20 protein-coding genes are annotated in these 18,185 nt (G+C 55.7%); 9 read left to right on the top strand and 11 right to left on the bottom strand.

What is annotated here, in order from left to right:
- Positions 1–183 precede the first annotated feature (183 nt).
- The 5 genes from GNG26_RS05295 to GNG26_RS05280 all read right to left on the bottom strand — a co-directional run bounded on the left by GNG26_RS05295 (position 184) and on the right by GNG26_RS05280 (position 3,544).
- The gene (locus GNG26_RS05295; protein ID WP_156237982.1) at positions 184–336 is read right to left on the bottom strand and encodes a Hok/Gef family protein; all 153 of its coding nucleotides are present in this window, start codon (positions 334–336) and stop codon (positions 184–186) included.
- Between the two features lie 352 nt (positions 337–688).
- The gene (locus GNG26_RS22475) at positions 689–829 is read right to left on the bottom strand and encodes a hypothetical protein (RefSeq protein ID WP_197080127.1); all 141 of its coding nucleotides are present in this window, start codon (positions 827–829) and stop codon (positions 689–691) included.
- A 944-nt stretch (positions 830–1,773) separates the two neighbouring features.
- Positions 1,774–2,487 (bottom strand): GNAT family N-acetyltransferase, encoded by a 714-nt coding sequence (locus GNG26_RS05290; RefSeq protein WP_156237981.1) that lies wholly within the window; start codon positions 2,485–2,487, stop codon positions 1,774–1,776.
- A 227-nt stretch (positions 2,488–2,714) separates the two neighbouring features.
- Complete coding sequence (locus GNG26_RS05285; RefSeq protein WP_156237980.1) at positions 2,715–3,203, bottom strand: cold-shock protein; 489 nt, start codon at positions 3,201–3,203, stop codon at positions 2,715–2,717.
- Between the two features lie 95 nt (positions 3,204–3,298).
- Positions 3,299–3,544: a YmjA family protein gene (locus GNG26_RS05280; protein WP_103178569.1), complete on the bottom strand. Its 246-nt coding sequence runs from the start codon at positions 3,542–3,544 to the stop codon at positions 3,299–3,301.
- 323 nt (positions 3,545–3,867) lie between these two features.
- Between GNG26_RS05280 and GNG26_RS05275 the strand changes: the two genes are divergently transcribed.
- The 3 genes from GNG26_RS05275 to GNG26_RS05265 are packed head-to-tail and all read left to right on the top strand — an operon-like array spanning position 3,868 to position 5,772.
- Positions 3,868–4,179, top strand: coding sequence for a type II toxin-antitoxin system HigB family toxin (locus GNG26_RS05275; protein ID WP_156237979.1), 312 nt, complete (start codon positions 3,868–3,870; stop codon positions 4,177–4,179).
- Positions 4,176–4,595: a type II toxin-antitoxin system HigA family antitoxin gene (locus GNG26_RS05270; protein ID WP_156237978.1), complete on the top strand. Its 420-nt coding sequence runs from the start codon at positions 4,176–4,178 to the stop codon at positions 4,593–4,595. The genes GNG26_RS05275 and GNG26_RS05270 overlap by 4 nt, the downstream gene beginning before the upstream one ends.
- Before the next feature lie 55 nt (positions 4,596–4,650).
- Positions 4,651–5,772, top strand: a complete 1,122-nt coding sequence (locus tag GNG26_RS05265) for a YbdK family carboxylate-amine ligase (protein ID WP_103824120.1) — start codon at positions 4,651–4,653, stop codon at positions 5,770–5,772.
- A gap of 77 nt (positions 5,773–5,849) precedes the next feature.
- On the opposite strand, the gene GNG26_RS05260 is transcribed toward GNG26_RS05265, so the two are convergent.
- Entirely contained in the window at positions 5,850–8,552 is a 2,703-nt protein-coding gene (locus tag GNG26_RS05260; RefSeq protein ID WP_370463887.1) for a cation-transporting P-type ATPase, read from the bottom strand.
- A gap of 492 nt (positions 8,553–9,044) precedes the next feature.
- Between GNG26_RS05260 and GNG26_RS05255 the strand changes: the two genes are divergently transcribed.
- Positions 9,045–9,287, top strand: a complete 243-nt coding sequence (locus tag GNG26_RS05255; protein ID WP_103824118.1) for a DUF1158 domain-containing protein — start codon at positions 9,045–9,047, stop codon at positions 9,285–9,287.
- An 8-nt stretch (positions 9,288–9,295) separates the two neighbouring features.
- Here GNG26_RS05255 and GNG26_RS05250 read toward each other — a convergent pair whose 3' ends face one another.
- The gene (locus GNG26_RS05250; RefSeq protein ID WP_103178564.1) at positions 9,296–9,637 is read right to left on the bottom strand and encodes a RamA family antibiotic efflux transcriptional regulator; all 342 of its coding nucleotides are present in this window, start codon (positions 9,635–9,637) and stop codon (positions 9,296–9,298) included.
- Positions 9,638–9,669: 32 nt separating this feature from the next.
- Positions 9,670–10,773, bottom strand: a complete 1,104-nt coding sequence (locus GNG26_RS05245; protein WP_156237976.1) for an MBL fold metallo-hydrolase — start codon at positions 10,771–10,773, stop codon at positions 9,670–9,672.
- Between the two features lie 190 nt (positions 10,774–10,963).
- Between GNG26_RS05245 and GNG26_RS05240 the strand changes: the two genes are divergently transcribed.
- The 3 genes from GNG26_RS05240 (at position 10,964) to nfsB (ending at position 12,645) form a co-directional block, all read left to right on the top strand.
- Entirely contained in the window at positions 10,964–11,554 is a 591-nt protein-coding gene (locus GNG26_RS05240) for a TetR/AcrR family transcriptional regulator (protein ID WP_156237975.1), read from the top strand.
- Positions 11,544–11,915 (top strand): MmcQ/YjbR family DNA-binding protein, encoded by a 372-nt coding sequence (locus GNG26_RS05235; RefSeq protein ID WP_103824115.1) that lies wholly within the window; start codon positions 11,544–11,546, stop codon positions 11,913–11,915. The genes GNG26_RS05240 and GNG26_RS05235 overlap by 11 nt, the downstream gene beginning before the upstream one ends.
- Positions 11,916–11,991: 76 nt before the next feature.
- A complete protein-coding gene (gene nfsB / locus GNG26_RS05230) occupies positions 11,992–12,645 on the top strand; it encodes an oxygen-insensitive NAD(P)H nitroreductase (RefSeq protein WP_156237974.1) in 654 nt (217 codons plus the stop codon).
- A 27-nt stretch (positions 12,646–12,672) separates the two neighbouring features.
- Here nfsB and GNG26_RS05225 read toward each other — a convergent pair whose 3' ends face one another.
- Both GNG26_RS05225 and GNG26_RS05220 read right to left on the bottom strand, forming a co-directional pair.
- On the bottom strand, positions 12,673–13,275 hold the full coding sequence (locus GNG26_RS05225; protein ID WP_156237973.1) for a hypothetical protein: 603 nt from the start codon (positions 13,273–13,275) through the stop codon (positions 12,673–12,675).
- Positions 13,276–13,427: 152 nt separating this feature from the next.
- Positions 13,428–14,297: a helix-turn-helix transcriptional regulator gene (locus tag GNG26_RS05220; protein WP_156237972.1), complete on the bottom strand. Its 870-nt coding sequence runs from the start codon at positions 14,295–14,297 to the stop codon at positions 13,428–13,430.
- Between the two features lie 107 nt (positions 14,298–14,404).
- Here GNG26_RS05220 and GNG26_RS05215 point away from each other — a divergent pair, with 107 nt between their 5' ends.
- Positions 14,405–15,841, top strand: coding sequence for an MFS transporter (locus tag GNG26_RS05215; protein ID WP_156237971.1), 1,437 nt, complete (start codon positions 14,405–14,407; stop codon positions 15,839–15,841).
- Positions 15,842–15,907: 66 nt separating this feature from the next.
- Positions 15,908–17,152 carry a mechanosensitive ion channel family protein gene (locus GNG26_RS05210; RefSeq protein WP_156237970.1) on the top strand — a complete coding sequence of 415 codons (1,245 nt, stop codon included), beginning with the start codon at positions 15,908–15,910 and terminating at the stop codon, positions 17,150–17,152.
- Between the two features lies 1 nt (position 17,153).
- Here GNG26_RS05210 and GNG26_RS05205 read toward each other — a convergent pair whose 3' ends face one another.
- Positions 17,154–18,128 carry a LacI family DNA-binding transcriptional regulator gene (locus GNG26_RS05205; RefSeq protein ID WP_114387737.1) on the bottom strand — a complete coding sequence of 325 codons (975 nt, stop codon included), beginning with the start codon at positions 18,126–18,128 and terminating at the stop codon, positions 17,154–17,156.
- Between the last annotated feature and the right edge of the window lie 57 nt (positions 18,129–18,185).

The following is an 18,185-nucleotide window of genomic DNA, read 5'->3' as shown; positions in this document are numbered from 1 at the left end:
ACAAATTTACCCATGGGAATATCTCTTTCAGAAAACATTTAGATTGCGCAGAAAGCATGACCCTTGTTTGACAGATGGCAGAAATAAAAATGCCCCGTCCGGCTTATCACCAGACGGGGCAAAAAAACGGGTGCCCGAACCAAACCGACAATTGGATAAGCGGGGATTGCTCCCCGCATACCGCTACTTCTTCGTTTCGTAAGCGAGAACAGCTTTCACTTCTACATCACGCTCCTTAAAGCTCAACTCGCATACCTGCTCGTGAACCAGAAACGTGACGCCCAGCACAGTTAAAGCCAGCACCAGGATCGCCCAAAAGGCGTACTTGTTAAGCATGTCATTGCCTCCTTGCTAAGAAGAGGCTACCATCCAAATTGCTTAGGTTTGGGTAGGTAGCCCCGGTTGATGGAAACATCTCCGGGGCTTTTGCTTTCTGCATCTCCAGACCTGCCTGAGCTCAGAAAGCATCAGGCACCCGCCGCAATACTACGCTCGCTCAGGTGAAAAAACCGCCTTTTCACTGGTTATTTAGCCAGGTAAATTACTTTTTCAGAAAACGTTTAGATGCTGGCGTGAAGTACGTTAAATCGACGTCATCACCGGAGCAGAGTGCAGTAATGCCAGAGGCGTAGAAACGTCATTCTGTACTACCTTTTTTGTTTGACGAACCTGTACGCTGAGACGAGCTTCAGTTATCGGGGTTAGGCTGATGGTGCTGGCGATGAAGCATCAGGGCTTCCGCGATGATGTCCTGTTTGCTTTTACGCGTTTCGTAAGCGGTGGCCTGCACGTACTCACAAAGCTCTTCATCGATGCGTGCGCTCAGCATGGTTAACCGGGCATTTTTACTTTCACCTCGCGGTCTGCGCTTTGATGGATAACTTCTGATTTTGTCCACACTCCCTCCGCCTTAAGCATGCAGTTATTTCATGTCCTGAAATATGAAAGTCTGCTTAAAACATGTCAACATTCTAAATCTGAGACACATTTTGTTGAAGGTATGTTAAATCAAAAAGACTTTATCGATAGATTATTTTCAAATGAAAGAAAATGATATGTCTTACAATAGACAGATAAGTGCAGAACATTATGTTTGCCATTAGACTTCATCAAGAAGACTTGCATGATTGATAAAATGGTCATCTTTACCGGGATGGTGCAAATGTCAGGTGCACCAGAGCGTTATGCGCCTCACGAAAATCATATTCAAAGAGGATGCCCCGATACCCGATGCGTTTGAGCTGTACGCTTTAGATAACCCCGACAAACTCAATCAACCCAAAAGACCAGGTAAAGACTATTTTATCTAGTAACAACTTTTTAAAAATCGTCACTAAATAACATTATTAAGACAATTAAATAAGTCACTAAAGTTTGACTTTAGTCAAATGAGTCAAGGCGCATAAAGAGAGGTAACCGGACGATATCATGCCCACCAAAGAGGTGGGCGGACCTTTTTATCCGTGGTGATGGTTGTAGCGCGCCTCACGATCGTGCTCGCATTCCCGCACCTGTTTCTGCCCTGTCCTCAGGCGGTAACTTCTGATCTGTTCTCCTGGCGCACGCCCGCAAACAGCCAGCGCCAGAAAAAGACCTTCACACCCGAACCCAGGAACATCGCCAGCCAAAGCCACGGGCTGTATTTGAGGCTGGTATGAATGACCTCCCCCAGGTCAACGTGCAGATGATCGGCGACGGCATACTCTTAATAGCAAAAGAAAATAAACGGCGCAGGGGCCCCTCTTCAGAGGCGCGCCTGCAATAAATTCACTGTTATGCCGTTTCGGGGCGAACGTGAAACGCCTCGAGACGTTTGATCTGCCGTCCATCGTTATCAAAATTATCTGCGGCCAGCCAGCCACGCAGAGCCGCGTCCCGCTCCGGCCATTCGCTGTCTATGATGGAGAGCATATCGCTGTCGCGGTTACGGCCTTTACGCACCAGCTTCTGGCGCAGCCGCCCTTCCCAGGTAAAGCCCAGCCGCTCTGCGGCCCTGCGCGAGGGGATGTTCATCGAATCGCACTTCCACTCCAGACGGCGATAGCCTCGCTCAAAACCATATTTCAGCAGCAGCCAGATTGCCTCTGTGCCGAGCGGGCTGTTTTTCATTTTGCGCGACCAGGTGACATGCCCTATCTCCACCGAACCCAGCTGTTGCTCGATGGCCATATAACAGACCAGCCCGACGGCGCGCTCGCTCTGGCGATCGATCACTGCAAAAGGCACCAGCGCCTTATCCTGCACTTTACCCTGCACCCAGCTGGCGGTCTCTTCCACGCTGTCAGGTTGATTGCTGGCAAGCCAGGTCCAGTCGCTGTCGTCGCCTAGCGCGTAGGCCTCGAACAGATCGCTTGCATGCTGTTGCGCATTCAGCGGCTCAAGGCGGCAAAAACGCCCTTCCAGCACCCCACGCTCCAGTACACTGGCCCCCTGCCAGCCGGGAACAGGATCGTTAACCATCTGTCCCCAGATATTCATCTCCGGCACGCTGCTACCCCCCTTTCTTTGTTAACGGTTTGTTATTTCACAATACAGGATTGTCTGCATAACAGTACTGCGGGCGCGTTAATCGCGTAAATAATTCTTTATGCTGGCGATGTATCAGGAGAGAAGGTCGATGAGAGGACGGCGCTGCGCTTGCATGGGCCTGCGTTTCGCACCGCCTTGATTTTCCATGCCGGGTAAGGCGCAGCCGCTACCCGGCAGGATGCAGATTACTTCAGGTTCTTGAGCATTTTTACCGTGGCATCCAGGTCAATCTCATCTTCGGAGAAGATAAAGGTTTTGCCCTGGAAGGTGGTGATAGCCAGTTTTCTTACCGTGCGCATTTCGCCCGCTTTGGTCGTTGATTTCGGCGCGATATTGCCCATCAGGCTCTTCACCGACAGCACGCCGTTCTCTTTATCAATCCGGGTTTCGGCAGGCTCTTCTTCGCTGTAGACCAGGTAAGATTTGATGGAGGTGATTTTATGGCGCTCGCCATCGAGGTAAATATATTTACTCTCGGGGATCACCTTCACCGCATACGCCGACAACCCCTTGTTGTTGGTGGTCGGTTCAAACGTTACCGCGGCATCTTTCTTAATCAGATCGGGATTGGCGACCTTAATCACATGAAAATAGCGGTTATCGCCGTTTTCATCTTTGATAAATCCAAAGCCCTTATCTGCAAACCAGGTTGTGATTGTTCCGTTCATCGCCATTGCCGTTACCGCCTAATTAATCGTTACTAACTCAGTTTTTGCCGCGCGCAGTGTAAAGCACAACGCCTGCGCAGACTACGTCTTTCATGCAGGAACTACTCATTGCCCCACTGGTTAAGGAAATTGGCGATATCATCAATGCGCTGGGTGTTGATGCCGGCTTCCACCGCCATCTCGGTCTGCGCCGCTTCGCTGATCTCTTCGTTATTCATCAGGCGGGTGATCAACAGCTGGAAATAGAGCGCCAGCGAATCACGCTCTGACTCGTTGACCGGTTCGGCGGCTTCCGTCGTGTACTCATCCACGATGTCATAATATTTAATCGGTACGTCGTTGCTCATAGTGATTCCTCTGGGTGTCGGTTGCTGCGAGGATTTTAGCATCCTCACGGCGTTTTGCCTTCCCGGGGCGTGAAGAGTGACAGGGCTGGTCTGCAAGAACGAAGTGAAAAAGGGATTTTCGGAATGCTCCTCGCAGATTAAAAAAATCACCAGCGTAACGTTATGCCTGCCCCTTCATTTTATTCGTCGTCCCTCCTAAAGTAAGCGCGTTCTATGGGCACGTTTACCTTATGGGCCTGTCTATAAAAGGGTCTTTAGTTTCCATATTGTCAACTCACTATCACCTTCCTATAATGTTTCCAGGATGGAAATAAGGGGCATGGATGCACGTCGTATCAAGAGCACCTTTCGAGATGGCTACCAGACGTTTTCCCAATCAGGCGCTAGCCCTGGATGACCTTTACCGGGTGCTTAAAAAGGAAAACTACACCTCACCGAATCAGATGCGAAAGCGATTCCCCAGCCTGGACAGAATGAAGTACCGGGAAAAATGGTGGGTCATTGATGTCGGTGGCGGGCATTTGCGAGTGATGTTTTTTGCTGATTTTGCGCGGGGAAGGATTTTTATCAAACACATCACCACCCATGCGGAATATGACAAATTGACGGACATCTACCGGAGAACCAAAGAATGAAGTATGCAGAGGCCATTAATGCAGCCAACAATTTGACAAACGTGCTGCCTTTTCTGGGCGCTCGTCCATCGCGAAAGGATTATGAGGATGCGCTGGCGCTGGTGGAGTACCTACTCGAACACCAGCCCGATAGCCCACTAATTGATATGTTGACCGCTAAGATCGATAAGTATGAAAGTGAGTCACCGGAATTTGCTGAGTTTAATGCCCGTATTGCCGGGACGCCCTCTGGCGTTGCGCTGCTGCGCACTCTGATGGATCAGTATGACCTGACTCAGAGCGATCTGGAGAACGAGATTGGCAAGAAATCGCTGGTGAGTCGGATCCTGAACGGACAACGCACATTAACGCTGGATCATATGCGGGCGCTGGCAAAGCGGTTTGGTTTGCCGGTAAGTGCCTTTGTGGGGGACTGAGGGAGAAGCTCACCCGTTGTCTATACTCAACTCATCACAGACAACGGAGTGCGCCATGCCTTTACCCGATTTTAAATCCTCTGAACCCTACACCCTCGGCATCGAACTGGAACTGCAGGTGGTTAACCCGCCGGGCTACGATCTCAGTCAGGACTCATCCGCCCTGATCGCCGCCGTGAAAAACGACATCAAAGCCGGGGAAGTGAAGCACGATATCACCGAAAGCATGCTGGAGATCGCCACCGGCGTCTGCCAGAACATCGACCAGGCGGCGGCGCAGTTTTCCGCCCTGCAGCAGAGCATTTTGCGGGCTGCGGCGGAGCAGCATATTCAGATTTGCGGCGGCGGTACGCATCCGTTTCAGAAGTGGCAGCGTCAGGAGGTGTGCGAGGACGAACGCTACAACGCCACGCTTGAACGCTTTGGCTATCTGATTTTGCAGGCCACGGTGTTTGGTCAGCATGTTCATGTGGGCTGCCGAACCGGGGATGACGCCATTTACCTGCTGCACGGGCTGTCGCGCTTTGTGCCGCACTTTATCGCCCTGGCGGCAACGTCGCCCTATATGCAGGGCACCGACACCAAATTCTCCTCTTCGCGCCTCAATATCTTCTCCGGATTCCCGGATAACGGCCTGATGCCGTGGGTTAACAGCTGGCAGGAGTTCGAAGGGCTGTTCCGGCGTCTGAGCCACACCAGCATGATTGACAGCATCAAGGATCTACACTGGGACATTCGCCCGAGCCCCCATTTTGGCACCGTGGAAGTGCGGGTGATGGACACGCCGCTGACCCTCGCCCATGCCATTAATATCGCCGGGCTGATCCAGGCCACCTCCCACTGGCTGCTCACCACCCGGCCTTATAAGCACCAGGAGCGGGATTTTCTACTCTATCGCTTTAACCGTTTTCAGGCCTGCCGCTACGGGCTGGAGGGGATCCTGACGGACGTCCACACCGGGGAGCAAAAAACCATTGCAGAAGATCTCGCCTGGCTGCTGGAGCGCGTCGCCCCTTCTGCGCAGAAGCTTGGGGCGTCGAGTGCGATTGAAGACATCGCCCGAAGCCTGAAACAGGAGAAGAGCGAGGCTCAGCGCATGCGGGACTTTATCGCAGACGGCGGCTCGCTCATTTCGTTAGTGCAAAAACAGTGCGAGGTTTGGGCGACCAGCCCGTAATCGCTCTGTTTTAACCTCCAAAGCGATCTTCTGAGGTGTGATAGCTTCCCCCTCTCCCTTTGGGAGAGGGGCAAACGTTATACCGCCTTACGGAACCTGCGGGTCAGTCGCTTCTCGAATTCGACGATGAAGAACATCGCGCCCGCGGTCGCCAGGGTTACACCCCAGTAGCGCAGCGGCAGCGCTTCGGTGCCGAACAGCATCTGCATAAACGGCAGGTAGATAATCGCCAGCTGCAGCAGCAACAGCACGCCCGTCACCAGCCAGATACCTTTGTTCGCCAGCAGGCCGCGGTTCAGGGAGAAGCCTTCGGTGTTGCGGCAGTTAATCATGTAGACCCACTGGGCACAGACCAGCATCTGCAGCAGCACGGTGCGGATGAACTCCGCGCTGTGGCCGCGCGGAGCCAGCCAGGCTTCCAGCGCAAAGGCGGCGACGGCGATCAGGGTGCCGACGAAGGCCACCCGCCAGACGGCATAACCATCCATCACATGCTGCCCGGTCTGACGCGGCGGGCGACGCATGATGTTGCGCTCGGCGGCCTCAAACGCCAGCCCAAAGGAGAGCGTGGCCGAGGTCGCCATGTTCATCCACAAAATCAGCACCGGCGTCAGGGGAATGATGTTCCCCGCCAGCAGGGCAATCACAATCAGCAGCCCCTGCGCCAGGTTGGTCGGCATGATAAACAGAATGGTCTTCTTCAGGTTGTCGTAGACGCGACGCCCCTCTTTCACCGCGCTGGCGATGGTGGCGAAGTTGTCATCCGTCAGGACCATATCCGCCGCCTCTTTGGTCACTTCCGTGCCCTTAATGCCCATCGCGATACCCACGTCCGCCTGGCGCAGCGCCGGGGCATCGTTTACGCCGTCGCCGGTCATACCGACGATTTCACCTTTCTCCTGCAAGGCTTTCACCAGACGCAGCTTATGTTCCGGGCTGGTGCGGGCGAAGATGTCGTACTCCACCGCCGCTTTTGCCAGCTCGCTATCATCCATCTGTTCCAGCCGGGAGCCGGTCACCGCCTGGCCACTGTTGGCGATCCCCAGCATCTGGCCGATGCTCATGGCCGTCTGCGGGTGATCCCCGGTGATCATCTTGACGCGGATCCCCGCCTGCTGGCAGGCATGAATGGCGTCGATCGCTTCAGGACGCGGCGGATCCATCATCCCGGCGATACCGAGGAAGATCAGGCCGTGGCTGAGGTCGTCGTGGGTTAACGTCTGCTCACCGCTCGCCGGTTTGTACGCCGCCGCCACCATACGCAACCCCTGACGCGCATAACGCTCCATCTCGGCCTCCCAGTAGCTGCGGTTGAAGGCTTCGGCGCCATTGCGGGTCTGCTGCTGCGCGCAGAGAGCGAAAATAACGTCCGGCGCGCCGGTGATGAGGATCTGCTCCTCGTCACCTATCCGATAGTGGGCGCTCATGTACTTGTACTGGGAGTCAAACGGGATCTTGTTAATCAGCGTGGTGGTGACCGGTGCCAGCCGCGCTTTGGCCGCCAGTACCTTCAGCGCACCTTCGGTCGGCCCGCCGGTGATACGCCACAGGCCGCGCTCGTCCTGTGTCATCTGGCTGTCGTTACACAGGTCGATGGTGCGCAGATAGTGCTCCAGCACCGTACCCGGCTGGATCTGCACCGGCTCGTCGCTGCCCTCCAGAGAGATGTTGCCTTCCGGAGCATAGCTGTCGCCCTCAACGCGGTAGCAGCTGTCGGCGGTGATGATCGCCTTGACGGTCATCTCGTTCATGGTCAGGGTGCCGGTTTTATCCGAGCAGACCACGGTCATCGCTCCCAGGGTTTCCACGGTCGGCAGTTTACGGATGATGGCGCGCTTGCGGGCCATCGCCTGCACGCCCAGCGACAGGATAATCGAGATAATGGCAGGCAGACCTTCCGGAACCGCCGCCACGGCCAGGCTAATCAAAGAGAGCAGCAGCTCACCGAGCGGCATGTCGCGCAGCAGCAGGCTAAAGACGAACAGCGCGGCCATCATCGCCATGATGATCCCAAAGATGGCCTTGCCGAGTTTGTCCATCTGCACCAGCAGCGGAGTGCGGTGCTTCTCAATCCCGGCCATCATCTGATTAATGTGGCCCAGCTCGGTCTCCTGGCCGGTGGCAATGACTACCCCAACGCCGCCGCCTGCGCTCACCGTGGTACCGGAGAAGACCAGGTTGGTGCGATCGCCGAGCGGTAATTCCCCGTTCAGCGGCTGGGTGTGTTTATCCACCACCGTCGATTCGCCGGTGAGAATAGCCTCCTCAACGCGTAAATTATGCGCCTCAATTAAACGCATATCGGCCGGAATACGATCCCCGGCACGCAGAACAATAATATCCCCGGGAACTATTTCAGTTGTGGGTATTGTTTCATGATCGCCGTCACGAATAACACGAGCATCGCTGGCGAGCATATTCCGGATGCTGCTCAGTGATTTTTCGGCGTTACTTTCCTGAATATGACCAATTAACGCGTTAATGACCGCCACACCCAGAATAACCAGGGTATCGATCCAGTGGCCCATTATTGCCGTTAATAGTGCAGCGGCCAGCAATACATAAATCAGCACATCGTTAAAATGGGCCAGAAAACGCAGCCAGGCTGGTCTGGCTTTCTTCTCCGGCAGCGCGTTGCGGCCATGCTTGTCCAGGCGCGCCTGTGCTTGCGTGCGGCTCAGACCCGCCGCGGTGCTCTGCTGCGCGGCAAGCGTCTGCTCTACGGTCTGCTGATAGGCCATGTCTGGCGTGGTGGGCGGCGGCGTCTGGGTGTGGTGCATTTTGGTCATATTTCAGCTCCTTCAGATTGCGGTGAGCAAAAGCCTGAATTCCATATCTGCTTTTATAAATCTGTCGACAATATTGGGTTGTCAGGAAAATTAATTTATCGCACTATTATTGTTGTCGGCGGCATTAAACCGGTAACGTTTCATTTCACCAGAGCGATTTTTACAAATTATTTCTAAACCGAAACTAAACGAGAGGGAACCATGTTTGGGATTTATCGCGGACGACGCCTGGCGTTATATATTTTTGTTGCCATTGTTATTGCGACGTTAATTGGAATGAGCACCTATACCTTTGTAAAACTATTCGCCGGAGGCTGACAATAATTGACATTAATGCAGGTTAATTGAATAGAGATTTTTCTGACAGGGAAATATCAGCGAATTAGCGGACCATTATTTATCGCGCCTGCGTCTGACGGTTGATATTGCTTTACGAAGCCCTATCCGTGACAATGTTATTTTTAACTGACGATTAACATAATCATGAGACACCCGTTAGAATCGCTGTTAACGGCAGGCGGCATTTTGTTGATGGCCTTTCTCTCCGTTCTGTTACTGCCTGCGCCGTCGCTGGGGCTGGTGGTGGCGCAAAAGCTGATGACCCTCTTCCATCTGATGGATCTGAATCAGCTTTACACCATCATCTTTTGCCTGTGGTTTTTACTGCTCGGCGCCATTGAATTCTTTATTCTGCGTTTCATCTGGCGCCGCTGGTTTGCGCGTTAAGTCTGCTGTTAATGCGCGCGACTGTGGTTATCCTTGCGATACGCCCCAGGCGGCTGGTTAAAGGTGCGGGTAAAGACGCGGGTAAAGGTCTGCTGGGAGTCAAAGCCGTAACGCAGGCAGATATCGTAGACCTTTTCATCCGATTCACGCAGATCCCGCGCCGCCAGCCGCAGCTTACGTTCGCGAATATAGCGCCCCAGACTCTCGCCTTTGTACTGCATAAACAGCCGCTGTAAGTGCCATTTGGAGTAGCCCGCATGTCGGGCGATATCCTCGATACGCAACGGCTGATGAAGGTTGTCGTCGATCCACTCGACAATGGTGTCGATAACCTGAGCGGAAATAGTCATGCTGCTCTCCCCCTCTGCTCTTCGATTTAACATTATTCCCACCACGCACGAAATTGTTGCGTGGCATCATCTACCCTGACCGGCTCACCGAGCTCCGGAGTCAGCAGGCGATATTTTTTATCCTTGCTGGCCTGCGTAAGCTGGATCAGTGGGTCGTTCCAGGTGTGTTTTGCCAGCACAAAACGCCCGGAGTGGCCCGGTACTACCGCGCTGGCATTAAGATCCGCCGCCGCCTGCGCCGTTTCGGCAGGCTGCATGTGGATGTACTTCCAGTCCTGGTCATACTGGCCGTTCTCCATGATCGCCAGATCGACGGCGCCGAAGCGCTCGCCAATGGCGCTAAAGTGCGGGCCATAGCCAGAATCACCGCTGTAGAACACTTTCTTCTCTGGGGTGACAAACATAAAGCTGCCCCACAGCGTCTGGTTGCGCTTGAGCCCGCGCCCGGAGAAGTGGCGCGCCGGCAGGACATGTACGGTGAGATCGTCGCTGATCCGCACCGACTGCTCCCAGTCCCGCTCCTCAATGATCGAGGGCTCCATCCCCCAGTAGCGCAGGTGCGATCCCACCCCGAGCGGCGTGACCACGCGCTTCACTTTGGGCAACAGGGCTTTAATGGTGGCGTAGTCGAGATGATCGTAGTGATCGTGCGAGATAATCAGCAGATCGATATCGGGCATCTCTTCGGCACGCCACGGGTACTCCCCAGCAAAGGCTTTATTGAGAAAAGAGAAAGGTGCGGCATAGTTGCTGAATACCGGATCGATCAGAATGCGTTTGCCTGCCAGCTGCAGATACCACGAGGAGTGGCCAAGCCAGACCAGCGTCTCTTGATCCAGCGGCAGCTGCGCCAGATCGGTTTTCACCAGCGGCAACGGCTGGGCCGGACGTGCGTTCTCGCGCTTCGTCACCAGAAAATCCCACCATGCCGCCAGCATGTTCTTATTGCCGGTAAAGCCGGGTGTCGGCAAGGTGTTATGGAACTGGCCGTCGCGATACTGCGGCGAAGCGGCAAACTCACTCAGCTGCGCGCCCTGTGGCGGCTGGCCGAACCCGGCATTGAGTACAAACGGCAAACTCGCCGCGGATGCAATCATCATCACTACCACCACGCTAACAATAAAACGCTTTTTCATATCCCGACCCGAATTCGCGCCCCATCCGATGGCCTGCGCGGGCAAAACTTGATTATGAGTGAGTAAGCACTCATTATAGAAGTGATGCGAAAGTCGTCAAGACGTTTTAAGATCTTTGACATTCCGCGTTGCAGCCCCACAAAGGACATGATTCAATCGGGGTTTTTGCACATTACCTGGAGGAAATGCAGTGGCTCGTCCGAAAAGTGAAGATAAAAAACTGGCGTTGCTGGACGCGGCAACCACCGCGTTTGCCCAGTCCGGCATTGCGGCTTCTACCGCGTTAATCGCCCGCAGCGCGGGCGTGGCAGAAGGCACCCTGTTTCGCTATTTCGCTACCAAAGACGACCTGCTTAACGCCCTCTATCTGCACCTGAAACAGGATCTATGCCAGACCATGCTGGCGAATATGGATCGCGCCCTGACCCAGCCGAAAGAGCATACCCGCAATATCTGGAACAGCTACGTTGACTGGGGGATCCGCAATCCGGTGGCCCACGGCGCCATCCGCCAGCTTGGGGTGAGCGAGAAGATCAACGCCGAAACTGAGCAGGCGGTGCATGAGATGTTCCCGGAGTTGCATGAGCTGTGCCGTCGCCATATCCGCCCGGTGTTTATGTCAGAGGAATTTCGTCTATTTGGCGACGCCCTGTTCTTGTCGCTGGCAGAAACGACGATGGCCTTCGCCACCCGCGAACCGGCGCGCGCCGCCGAATTTAAGGCGCTGGGTTTTGAAGCCATGTGGCGAGCGCTGGCCGAAGAGGATAGCGATGGACAGTAAAACGCTCGCCGCCTGCGCAAAACAGGTGGCGCTGGAGCTGCCCTTTACCGAACACTGCTGGCCGTTTGGCCCGGATTACGATGTGTTTAAGGTCGGCGGCAAGATTTTTATGCTGATTGGCGTCGCGCGCGGGCGTCTGCACGTCAGCCTGAAGTCCGACCCGCAAAAATCGCTGCTTAACCAGCAGATCTACCGGGGCATTGAGCCTGGCTACCATCTGAATAAAAAGCACTGGATCTCGGTTTACGCGGCGGAGGATATCACCCCTGAGCTGATCGCCGATCTGGTCAATGATTCGTGGCATCTGGTGGTGGATAAGCTGCCGAAAAAAGAGCAAAAACGTCTGCGTCCGGGCCCTTAAGCGCTCGGAATGCCCTTACCTTTGTTCCCTTCCCTTTGTATCATTTTCCCTTTTGCATTAAACCCCAGGAGTCGTTATGGATATCATCTCTGTTGCCTTAAAGCGTCACTCGACGAAGGCCTTTGATCCGAGCAAAAAATTGACTGCCGACCAGGCGGAACAGATTAAAACTCTGCTGCAGTACAGCCCATCGAGCACCAACTCGCAGCCGTGGCACTTTATCGTCGCCAGCACCGAAGAAGGCAAAGCGCGCGTGGCGAAATCCGCAGCCGGTGGCTTTGTCTTCAACGAACGCAAAATGCTGGATGCCTCTCACGTGGTGGTGTTCTGCGCCAAAACCGCGATGGACGATGCCTGGCTGAACCGCGTGGTGGATCAGGAAGAGGCCGATGGCCGCTTCGCCACCCCGGAAGCGAAAGCTGCTAACCACAAGGGCCGCACCTTCTTCGCCGATATGCACCGTGTCGATCTGAAAGACGATCATCACTGGATGGCAAAACAGGTTTACCTGAACGTCGGCAACTTCCTGCTGGGCGTGGCCGCAATGGGCCTGGACGCCGTGCCAATTGAAGGTTTCGATGCCGCCATCCTCGACGAGGAGTTTGGTCTGAAAGAGAAAGGCTTCACCAGCCTGGTGGTCGTGCCGGTCGGGCATCACAGCGTGGAAGATTTCAACGCCACGCTGCCGAAATCGCGTCTGCCGCTGAGCACGATTGTGACTGAGTGCTAATACAAACGGGCCGCTATCTGCGGCCCGTTACTTTTTACTGATAACCAGTCTGCGATGCGGATGTACGTCACGATCGTATCCCCAGGCAAACGCTATCCAACGCTCTTCCAGTTCGGCGTAGGAATTCACTGGCGTTAAGTGCCATTCTTCCCCTACCGTACCGTCCGCCACGCTTATCCGATAATTCATGCTGAACGCCCAGTCGATCATGCGTAACCAAAACCGCTGTCCATCGCCGGTTTGTTCGCTGTCAGACACAACAATGTCGTATTCGCTTAGTACCCATTGAAAGAAGGATTGTGGTAAACCACTGATGACACGCTGATGAACTGCGCGTGGCGTACGCCACACCATGACTTGTGTCGCAGCCCCGTGGGGGAACGTAATTTCTTTATGAAACGTCAACTTTACCGCATACGCCGTATAAGGTTTTCCGTCCTCAGTAGTCACGAGACGGTATTCATCGCCGTAGCGCAATTTTAACAGGCGATATCCCTCAGGCAGCATAAATCCGGGCAGATGAAAATCCACCGTGCCCCGAGCAAGAAACGCTTCGGTATGTTCGACGTTTCGGGAGATAAGGCCTAATTTTTGGCTGAAATCTGCGGAATCAATCATCAGTGGCGACATGGTGGTTTCTCATGGCGTGAGTATAGATGACTTAACACCTCATCGAAATAATGTCGATTCAGTCGATTAGTTTAAGTTAAACCCCACGTTACACCTGTCTTCTCCACTTAGCAGATTCGGCACTTATTCTCTGAAAGCGTCTCGCAAAAAACTTATTTACCCTGCTCCGCCAGCCATGCCAGCGCGCGCTCGCCCTCATCATCCACCGGCAGATAGACCAGCAGCCGCGAGCCGTTGCGCGGGGCGGAGTACCAGTACATCTGCTGGAGATGAAAATCGCCCAGGTCGGGATGGGTAAAGAGCTTGAGCTGGTTTTCCACGCCGCGCACGTCGTTGCGCTGGTGCCACAGGGTTTCAAACTCCTCAGATACCGCAAAGAAGCGTGCCAGTTTGGCCTCCCACTGCGGGTCGCCCCGGTGCTCGGCCATCGCCGCGCGAAAATAGGAGACAAAAATGGGCAACACGTCATCACGCTTGCCCAGCCGGGCGCGCCACGCGGGATGGGTGAGGAAGAGATAGATACAGTTGCGATCTTCCGGCGGAATGGCGTTAAAGTCGACGCCCATCAGGTGGCCGAAGCTGTCATTCCACGCCACGATATCGAAATTCGGTTTCTGGATGCTGGCGGGTTTTGGCATCAGGGTATCGAGCAGACGGCGGGTGCCTTCGCTGATCCCCTCGCAGCAGACCGCCTGCGGCGCTTCGCCCGGCGGCAGGCCAGCCAGCAGAAAGAGGTGGCGGGCTTCGGTCGGGGTACATTGCAGCGCTTTCGCCACCGCCGCCATCACCGCGCTGGACGGGTTTACATTCCTGCCCTGCTCGAGCCAGGTGTACCAGGTGACGCCCACATCCGCCAGCATGGCCACCTCTTCACGCCGCAGACCCGGCGTGCGGCGGCGACCGCTGCGCGGCAGGCCAAGACGCTGCGGGTCGAGACTTTCGCGTCGGGCGCGTAAAAAGGCGCCCAGCTGTTTACGGGTGTCATCCTGAAGTGCGGTGACCGGTTCAGACATCAGCGCCATAGTGCCCCCTGCATGGTAGTGCCAGTACCAGTATAAGTAAGAACTGGTACCCGTTTATCAGATGGTTGATGCTACGACCATCTGATGAATGACGCAATGGAGTCACCATGAATAGGTCAGCTGTTTCACCGGGCCGGGCAGGCCTGATATTGCTGTTAACCGGCCAGATGCTGCCGCTGATCGATACCTCGATCACCAACGTGGCGCTGGATTCCATCACCCATTCGCTGCATGCCACCGCCACCGAGCTGGAGCTGATTGTCGCCCTCTACGGCGTGGCCTTTGCCGTCTGTCTGGCGCTCGGCAGCAAGCTGGGAGATAACCTCGGCCGCCGTCGTCTGTTTATGTGGGGCGTGGCGAGCTTTGGTCTGGCCTCACTGCTGTGCGGCGTGGCAGGCAATATCGAGCAACTGCTGGCCGCGCGCATCGTGCAGGGCGCGGGGGCTGCGCTGATCATGCCGCAAATTCTTGCCACCCTTCACGTCACCCTGAAAGGCACCGCTCACGCCAAAGCCATCAGCCTGTTTGGCGGCATCGGCGGGATTGCCTTTATCGTCGGGCAGATGGGCGGCGGCTGGCTGGTGTCGGCGGATATCGCCGGGCTGGGCTGGCGCAACGCCTTCTTTATCAACGTGCCGATCTGCCTGCTGGTGCTGGCCCTGAGCCGTCGTTTTGTTCCGGAAACCCGTCGCGATACGCCGTCGCGCATCGACTGGCCGGGCACCGCGCTGCTGGCCGCGATCCTCTGCTGCCTGCTGTTCCCGATGGCGCTGGGGCCGCAGTGGCACTGGTCCTGGCCGCTGAAGGCGATGCTTCTCGCCATTATTCCGCTGGGCTGGTTCATGGCGCTGAATGCGCGCAAAAAAGAGCGTGAAGGCGCCCATCCACTGATCCCACCGCGTCTGATGCAGCTCGGCAGCATTCGCTTTGGCGTGCTGATTGCGCTGCTCTTTTTCAGCGTCTGGTCCGGGTTTATGTTCTGCATGGCGCTAACCATGCAGACCGAGCTGGGGATGGCCCCGTGGCAATCCGGCAACAGCTTTATCGCCCTCGGGGTGACCTATTTCGTCTCGGCGTGGTTTGCCCCACGTCTCATTGCCCGCTACAGCACCAGCACCATTCTGCTTACCGGCCTGGCAATTCAGATAACCGGCCTGCTGGCGCTGATCGCTACCTTCCGCATCTGGGGGCTGGAAAACACCGCCCTGACCCTCGCCCCGGCCACCGGGCTGGTGGGCTATGGTCAGGCACTGATTGTGAACAGCTTCTACCGTATCGGGATGCGCGATATTCAGCCCGACGACGCGGGGGCCGCCAGCGCCATTCTCAGCACCCTGCAACAGGCGGCGCTCGGCCTGGGGCCTGCGATATTTGGCGCGATTTTGCTCCACGCCCTGCAAAACCATCACGGGGATTACGCGGAGGCGATTAACCTCTTCCTGGCGGTGGAAACGGGCATGATGGTGGTGCTGGCGCTGGCGACCCTGCGGCTGCGCCATCGTCTTAGCCTGCCGGTCACGAAAGCCTGCCACGCGTCCCGATAAGCCCCTGGGTTTGCATAATCGATCCGCAGCCGCCATTATGGCGGCTGCTTTAATACAGGAGATGTTATGCAGGAGTTTATTTCCCTGGTCGAAGAGTCAGGAATTGAAATTAATCACACCACTTCCCTCGTGATTATCTTTGGAATTATTTTTCTTACTGCACTGATTATTCACTTTATTCTGCACAAAGTGGTATTACGGGCCTTTGAGAAACGCGCCCGGGCCAGCAGCCATTTATGGCTGCAGATCATCACCCAGAATAAATTATTTCACCGTCTGGCCTTTACCCTGCAGGGGATCATCGTCAACGTTCAGGCGGTATTGTGGCTGCAAAAAGGCAGCGACGCGGCGGAAATACTTTCAACCTGCGCCAAGCTGTGGGTGATGGTTTACGCCCTGCTGGCGTTCTTCTCGCTACTGGACGTGATTTTCAATCTGTCGCAAAAAATGGCCACCGCCTCGCAGCTGCCGCTGAAGGGTATCTTCCAGGGCATCAAGCTGGTGAGCGCCATTCTGGTGGGGATCCTGATTATCTCCCTGCTGATTGGTCAGTCTCCCGCCATTCTGATTAGCGGCCTGGGCGCGATGGCGGCGGTGCTGATGCTGGTGTTTAAAGATCCGATTCTCGGGCTGGTGGCGGGCATTCAGCTCTCGGCCAACGATATGCTCAAGCTCGGCGACTGGCTGGAGATGCCGAAATATGGCGCCAACGGCACGGTGACCGATATTGGCCTGACCACCGTCAAGGTGCGCAATTTTGATAACACCATTACGACCATTCCGACCTGGGCGCTGGTTTCCGACGCCTTTATCAACTGGAGCGGCATGTCGTCCTCCGGCGGACGACGGATTAAGCGCAGCCTGAACATTGATACCACCAGCATTCATTTCCTCGACGAGCAGGAACAGCAGCGGCTGATTCAGGCGAAGCTGCTCAAGCCCTATATGGCCACGCGCCATGAGGAAATCACCCTGTGGAATCAGCAAAACGGTGAAGGCGAATCGGTGCTGAACCTGCGTAAGATGACCAATATTGGTACCTTCCGCGCCTATCTGAATGAATATCTGCGTAACCATCCGCGTATTCGCCAGGATATGACGTTAATGGTTCGCCAGTTAGCGCCGGACGCCAACGGTCTGCCGATTGAAATCTATGCGTTTACCAACACCGTCATCTGGGCGGAATATGAGGCGATGCAGGCCGACATTTTCGACCATATTTTCGCGGTGATCGATGAATTTGGCCTGCGCATTCACCAGTCGCCGACCGGAAACGATATTCGCTCCCTGGCCGGCGTGCTGGCAAAATAACTCAGGTGCTGGCGCGGGAAATAAAGCGCCAGTTCATCATCACCCGCTCCGTGGGCGCATCGGGGTTGTCGATTTTGTTCAGCAGCAGATCGACCGCCTTGCGCCCGATATCCCGCGATGGCTGTTCAATGGTGGTCAGCGAGACCATCTCCGACAGCTCGGTGCCATCGAAACCCACCACCGCGATATCTTCCGGCACGCGCAGCCCGGCCTTTTCGATAGCACGTAACGCTCCTGCGGCCAGGGTATCGGAGACCGCAAACACCGCATCCGGGCGCGGCTCTGTTGCCAGCAGTTTGCTCATCGCCGCCATCCCGGCCGCCGCGCTCAGATCGCTCGCATACTCGACCGCCTGATACGCCAGGTCACGCAGATGCAGCACGCTTTTATAGCCCCGCTCGCGCAGGCGGGCATATTTGTAGCTCAGGTCGTGGTTGATAAGCGCAATCCGCTGTCGCCCGCCGTCGGCCAGGCGGCTGACCACATGCTGGGAGGCGTCGACATCATTGATCCCCACACAGGAGACCGCCCCCGCATCGGCGTATTCGGCGCACTGCACCCAGGGGGCATCGCCAATGAGTGCCGCCAGTTCGGGAAGGCGGGTGAAGGCATCCATCGTGATAATGCCGTCGACCATTTTGCCGGAGAGCAGGCTGAGCCCCGAGCGGGAGCGTTCAATATCGGAGCCGGAGTTGCACAGCAGAATGCGGTAACCGTTTTTCTCCGCCTGCTCCTCAATGCCCTTCACCACCTCGGCGCAGAACGGGTTGGCAATGTTGGAGACCATCACCAGCACCATATAGCTGCGCGCCGTGCGCAGCTGGCGGGCCAGAAGATTGGGCTGATAGTTCGCCTCTTTAATCGCCTGCAAGACGCGATCGCGGTTTTTGGCTTTGACGGTATCGCTGTTATTCAGCACGCGCGATACCGTCGCCACCGAGACGCCCGCCAGTTGGGCGATTTTCTGAATTGACATAGCGACGAGTGATCCTGCAGTTTGCGTTTGCAGCAGGCTACCATAAATGGGTTGCCC

Source organism: Leclercia sp. J807, from assembly GCF_009734465.1.
In the GTDB taxonomy this organism is placed as follows: domain Bacteria; phylum Pseudomonadota; class Gammaproteobacteria; order Enterobacterales; family Enterobacteriaceae; genus Enterobacter.
This window is presented reverse-complemented; position numbering and strand designations above follow the sequence as displayed.

What these genes read in the sequence shown, in the direction of transcription:
- GNG26_RS05225 (WP_156237973.1), bottom strand. Translation starts at nt 13,275, where the DNA reads ATGTCGCCACTGATGATTGATTCCGCAGATTTCAGCCAAAAATTAGGC.
- GNG26_RS05280 (WP_103178569.1), bottom strand. Translation starts at nt 3,544, where the DNA reads ATGAGCAACGACGTACCGATTAAATATTATGACATCGTGGATGAGTAC.
- GNG26_RS05285 (WP_156237980.1), bottom strand. Translation starts at nt 3,203, where the DNA reads ATGGCGATGAACGGAACAATCACAACCTGGTTTGCAGATAAGGGCTTT.
- GNG26_RS22475 (WP_197080127.1), bottom strand. Translation starts at nt 829, where the DNA reads ATGCTGAGCGCACGCATCGATGAAGAGCTTTGTGAGTACGTGCAGGCC.
- GNG26_RS05250 (WP_103178564.1), bottom strand. Translation starts at nt 9,637, where the DNA reads ATGACTATTTCCGCTCAGGTTATCGACACCATTGTCGAGTGGATCGAC.
- GNG26_RS05205 (WP_114387737.1), bottom strand. Translation starts at nt 18,128, where the DNA reads ATGTCAATTCAGAAAATCGCCCAACTGGCGGGCGTCTCGGTGGCGACG.
- GNG26_RS05270 (WP_156237978.1), top strand. Translation starts at nt 4,176, where the DNA reads ATGAAGTATGCAGAGGCCATTAATGCAGCCAACAATTTGACAAACGTG.
- GNG26_RS05275 (WP_156237979.1), top strand. Translation starts at nt 3,868, where the DNA reads ATGCACGTCGTATCAAGAGCACCTTTCGAGATGGCTACCAGACGTTTT.
- GNG26_RS05245 (WP_156237976.1), bottom strand. Translation starts at nt 10,773, where the DNA reads ATGAAAAAGCGTTTTATTGTTAGCGTGGTGGTAGTGATGATGATTGCA.
- GNG26_RS05220 (WP_156237972.1), bottom strand. Translation starts at nt 14,297, where the DNA reads ATGGCGCTGATGTCTGAACCGGTCACCGCACTTCAGGATGACACCCGT.
- GNG26_RS05235 (WP_103824115.1), top strand. Translation starts at nt 11,544, where the DNA reads ATGGACAGTAAAACGCTCGCCGCCTGCGCAAAACAGGTGGCGCTGGAG.
- GNG26_RS05215 (WP_156237971.1), top strand. Translation starts at nt 14,405, where the DNA reads ATGAATAGGTCAGCTGTTTCACCGGGCCGGGCAGGCCTGATATTGCTG.
- GNG26_RS05260 (WP_370463887.1), bottom strand. Translation starts at nt 8,552, where the DNA reads ATGCACCACACCCAGACGCCGCCGCCCACCACGCCAGACATGGCCTAT.
- GNG26_RS05265 (WP_103824120.1), top strand. Translation starts at nt 4,651, where the DNA reads ATGCCTTTACCCGATTTTAAATCCTCTGAACCCTACACCCTCGGCATC.
- GNG26_RS05255 (WP_103824118.1), top strand. Translation starts at nt 9,045, where the DNA reads ATGAGACACCCGTTAGAATCGCTGTTAACGGCAGGCGGCATTTTGTTG.
- nfsB (WP_156237974.1), top strand. Translation starts at nt 11,992, where the DNA reads ATGGATATCATCTCTGTTGCCTTAAAGCGTCACTCGACGAAGGCCTTT.
- GNG26_RS05295 (WP_156237982.1), bottom strand. Translation starts at nt 336, where the DNA reads ATGCTTAACAAGTACGCCTTTTGGGCGATCCTGGTGCTGGCTTTAACT.
- GNG26_RS05210 (WP_156237970.1), top strand. Translation starts at nt 15,908, where the DNA reads ATGCAGGAGTTTATTTCCCTGGTCGAAGAGTCAGGAATTGAAATTAAT.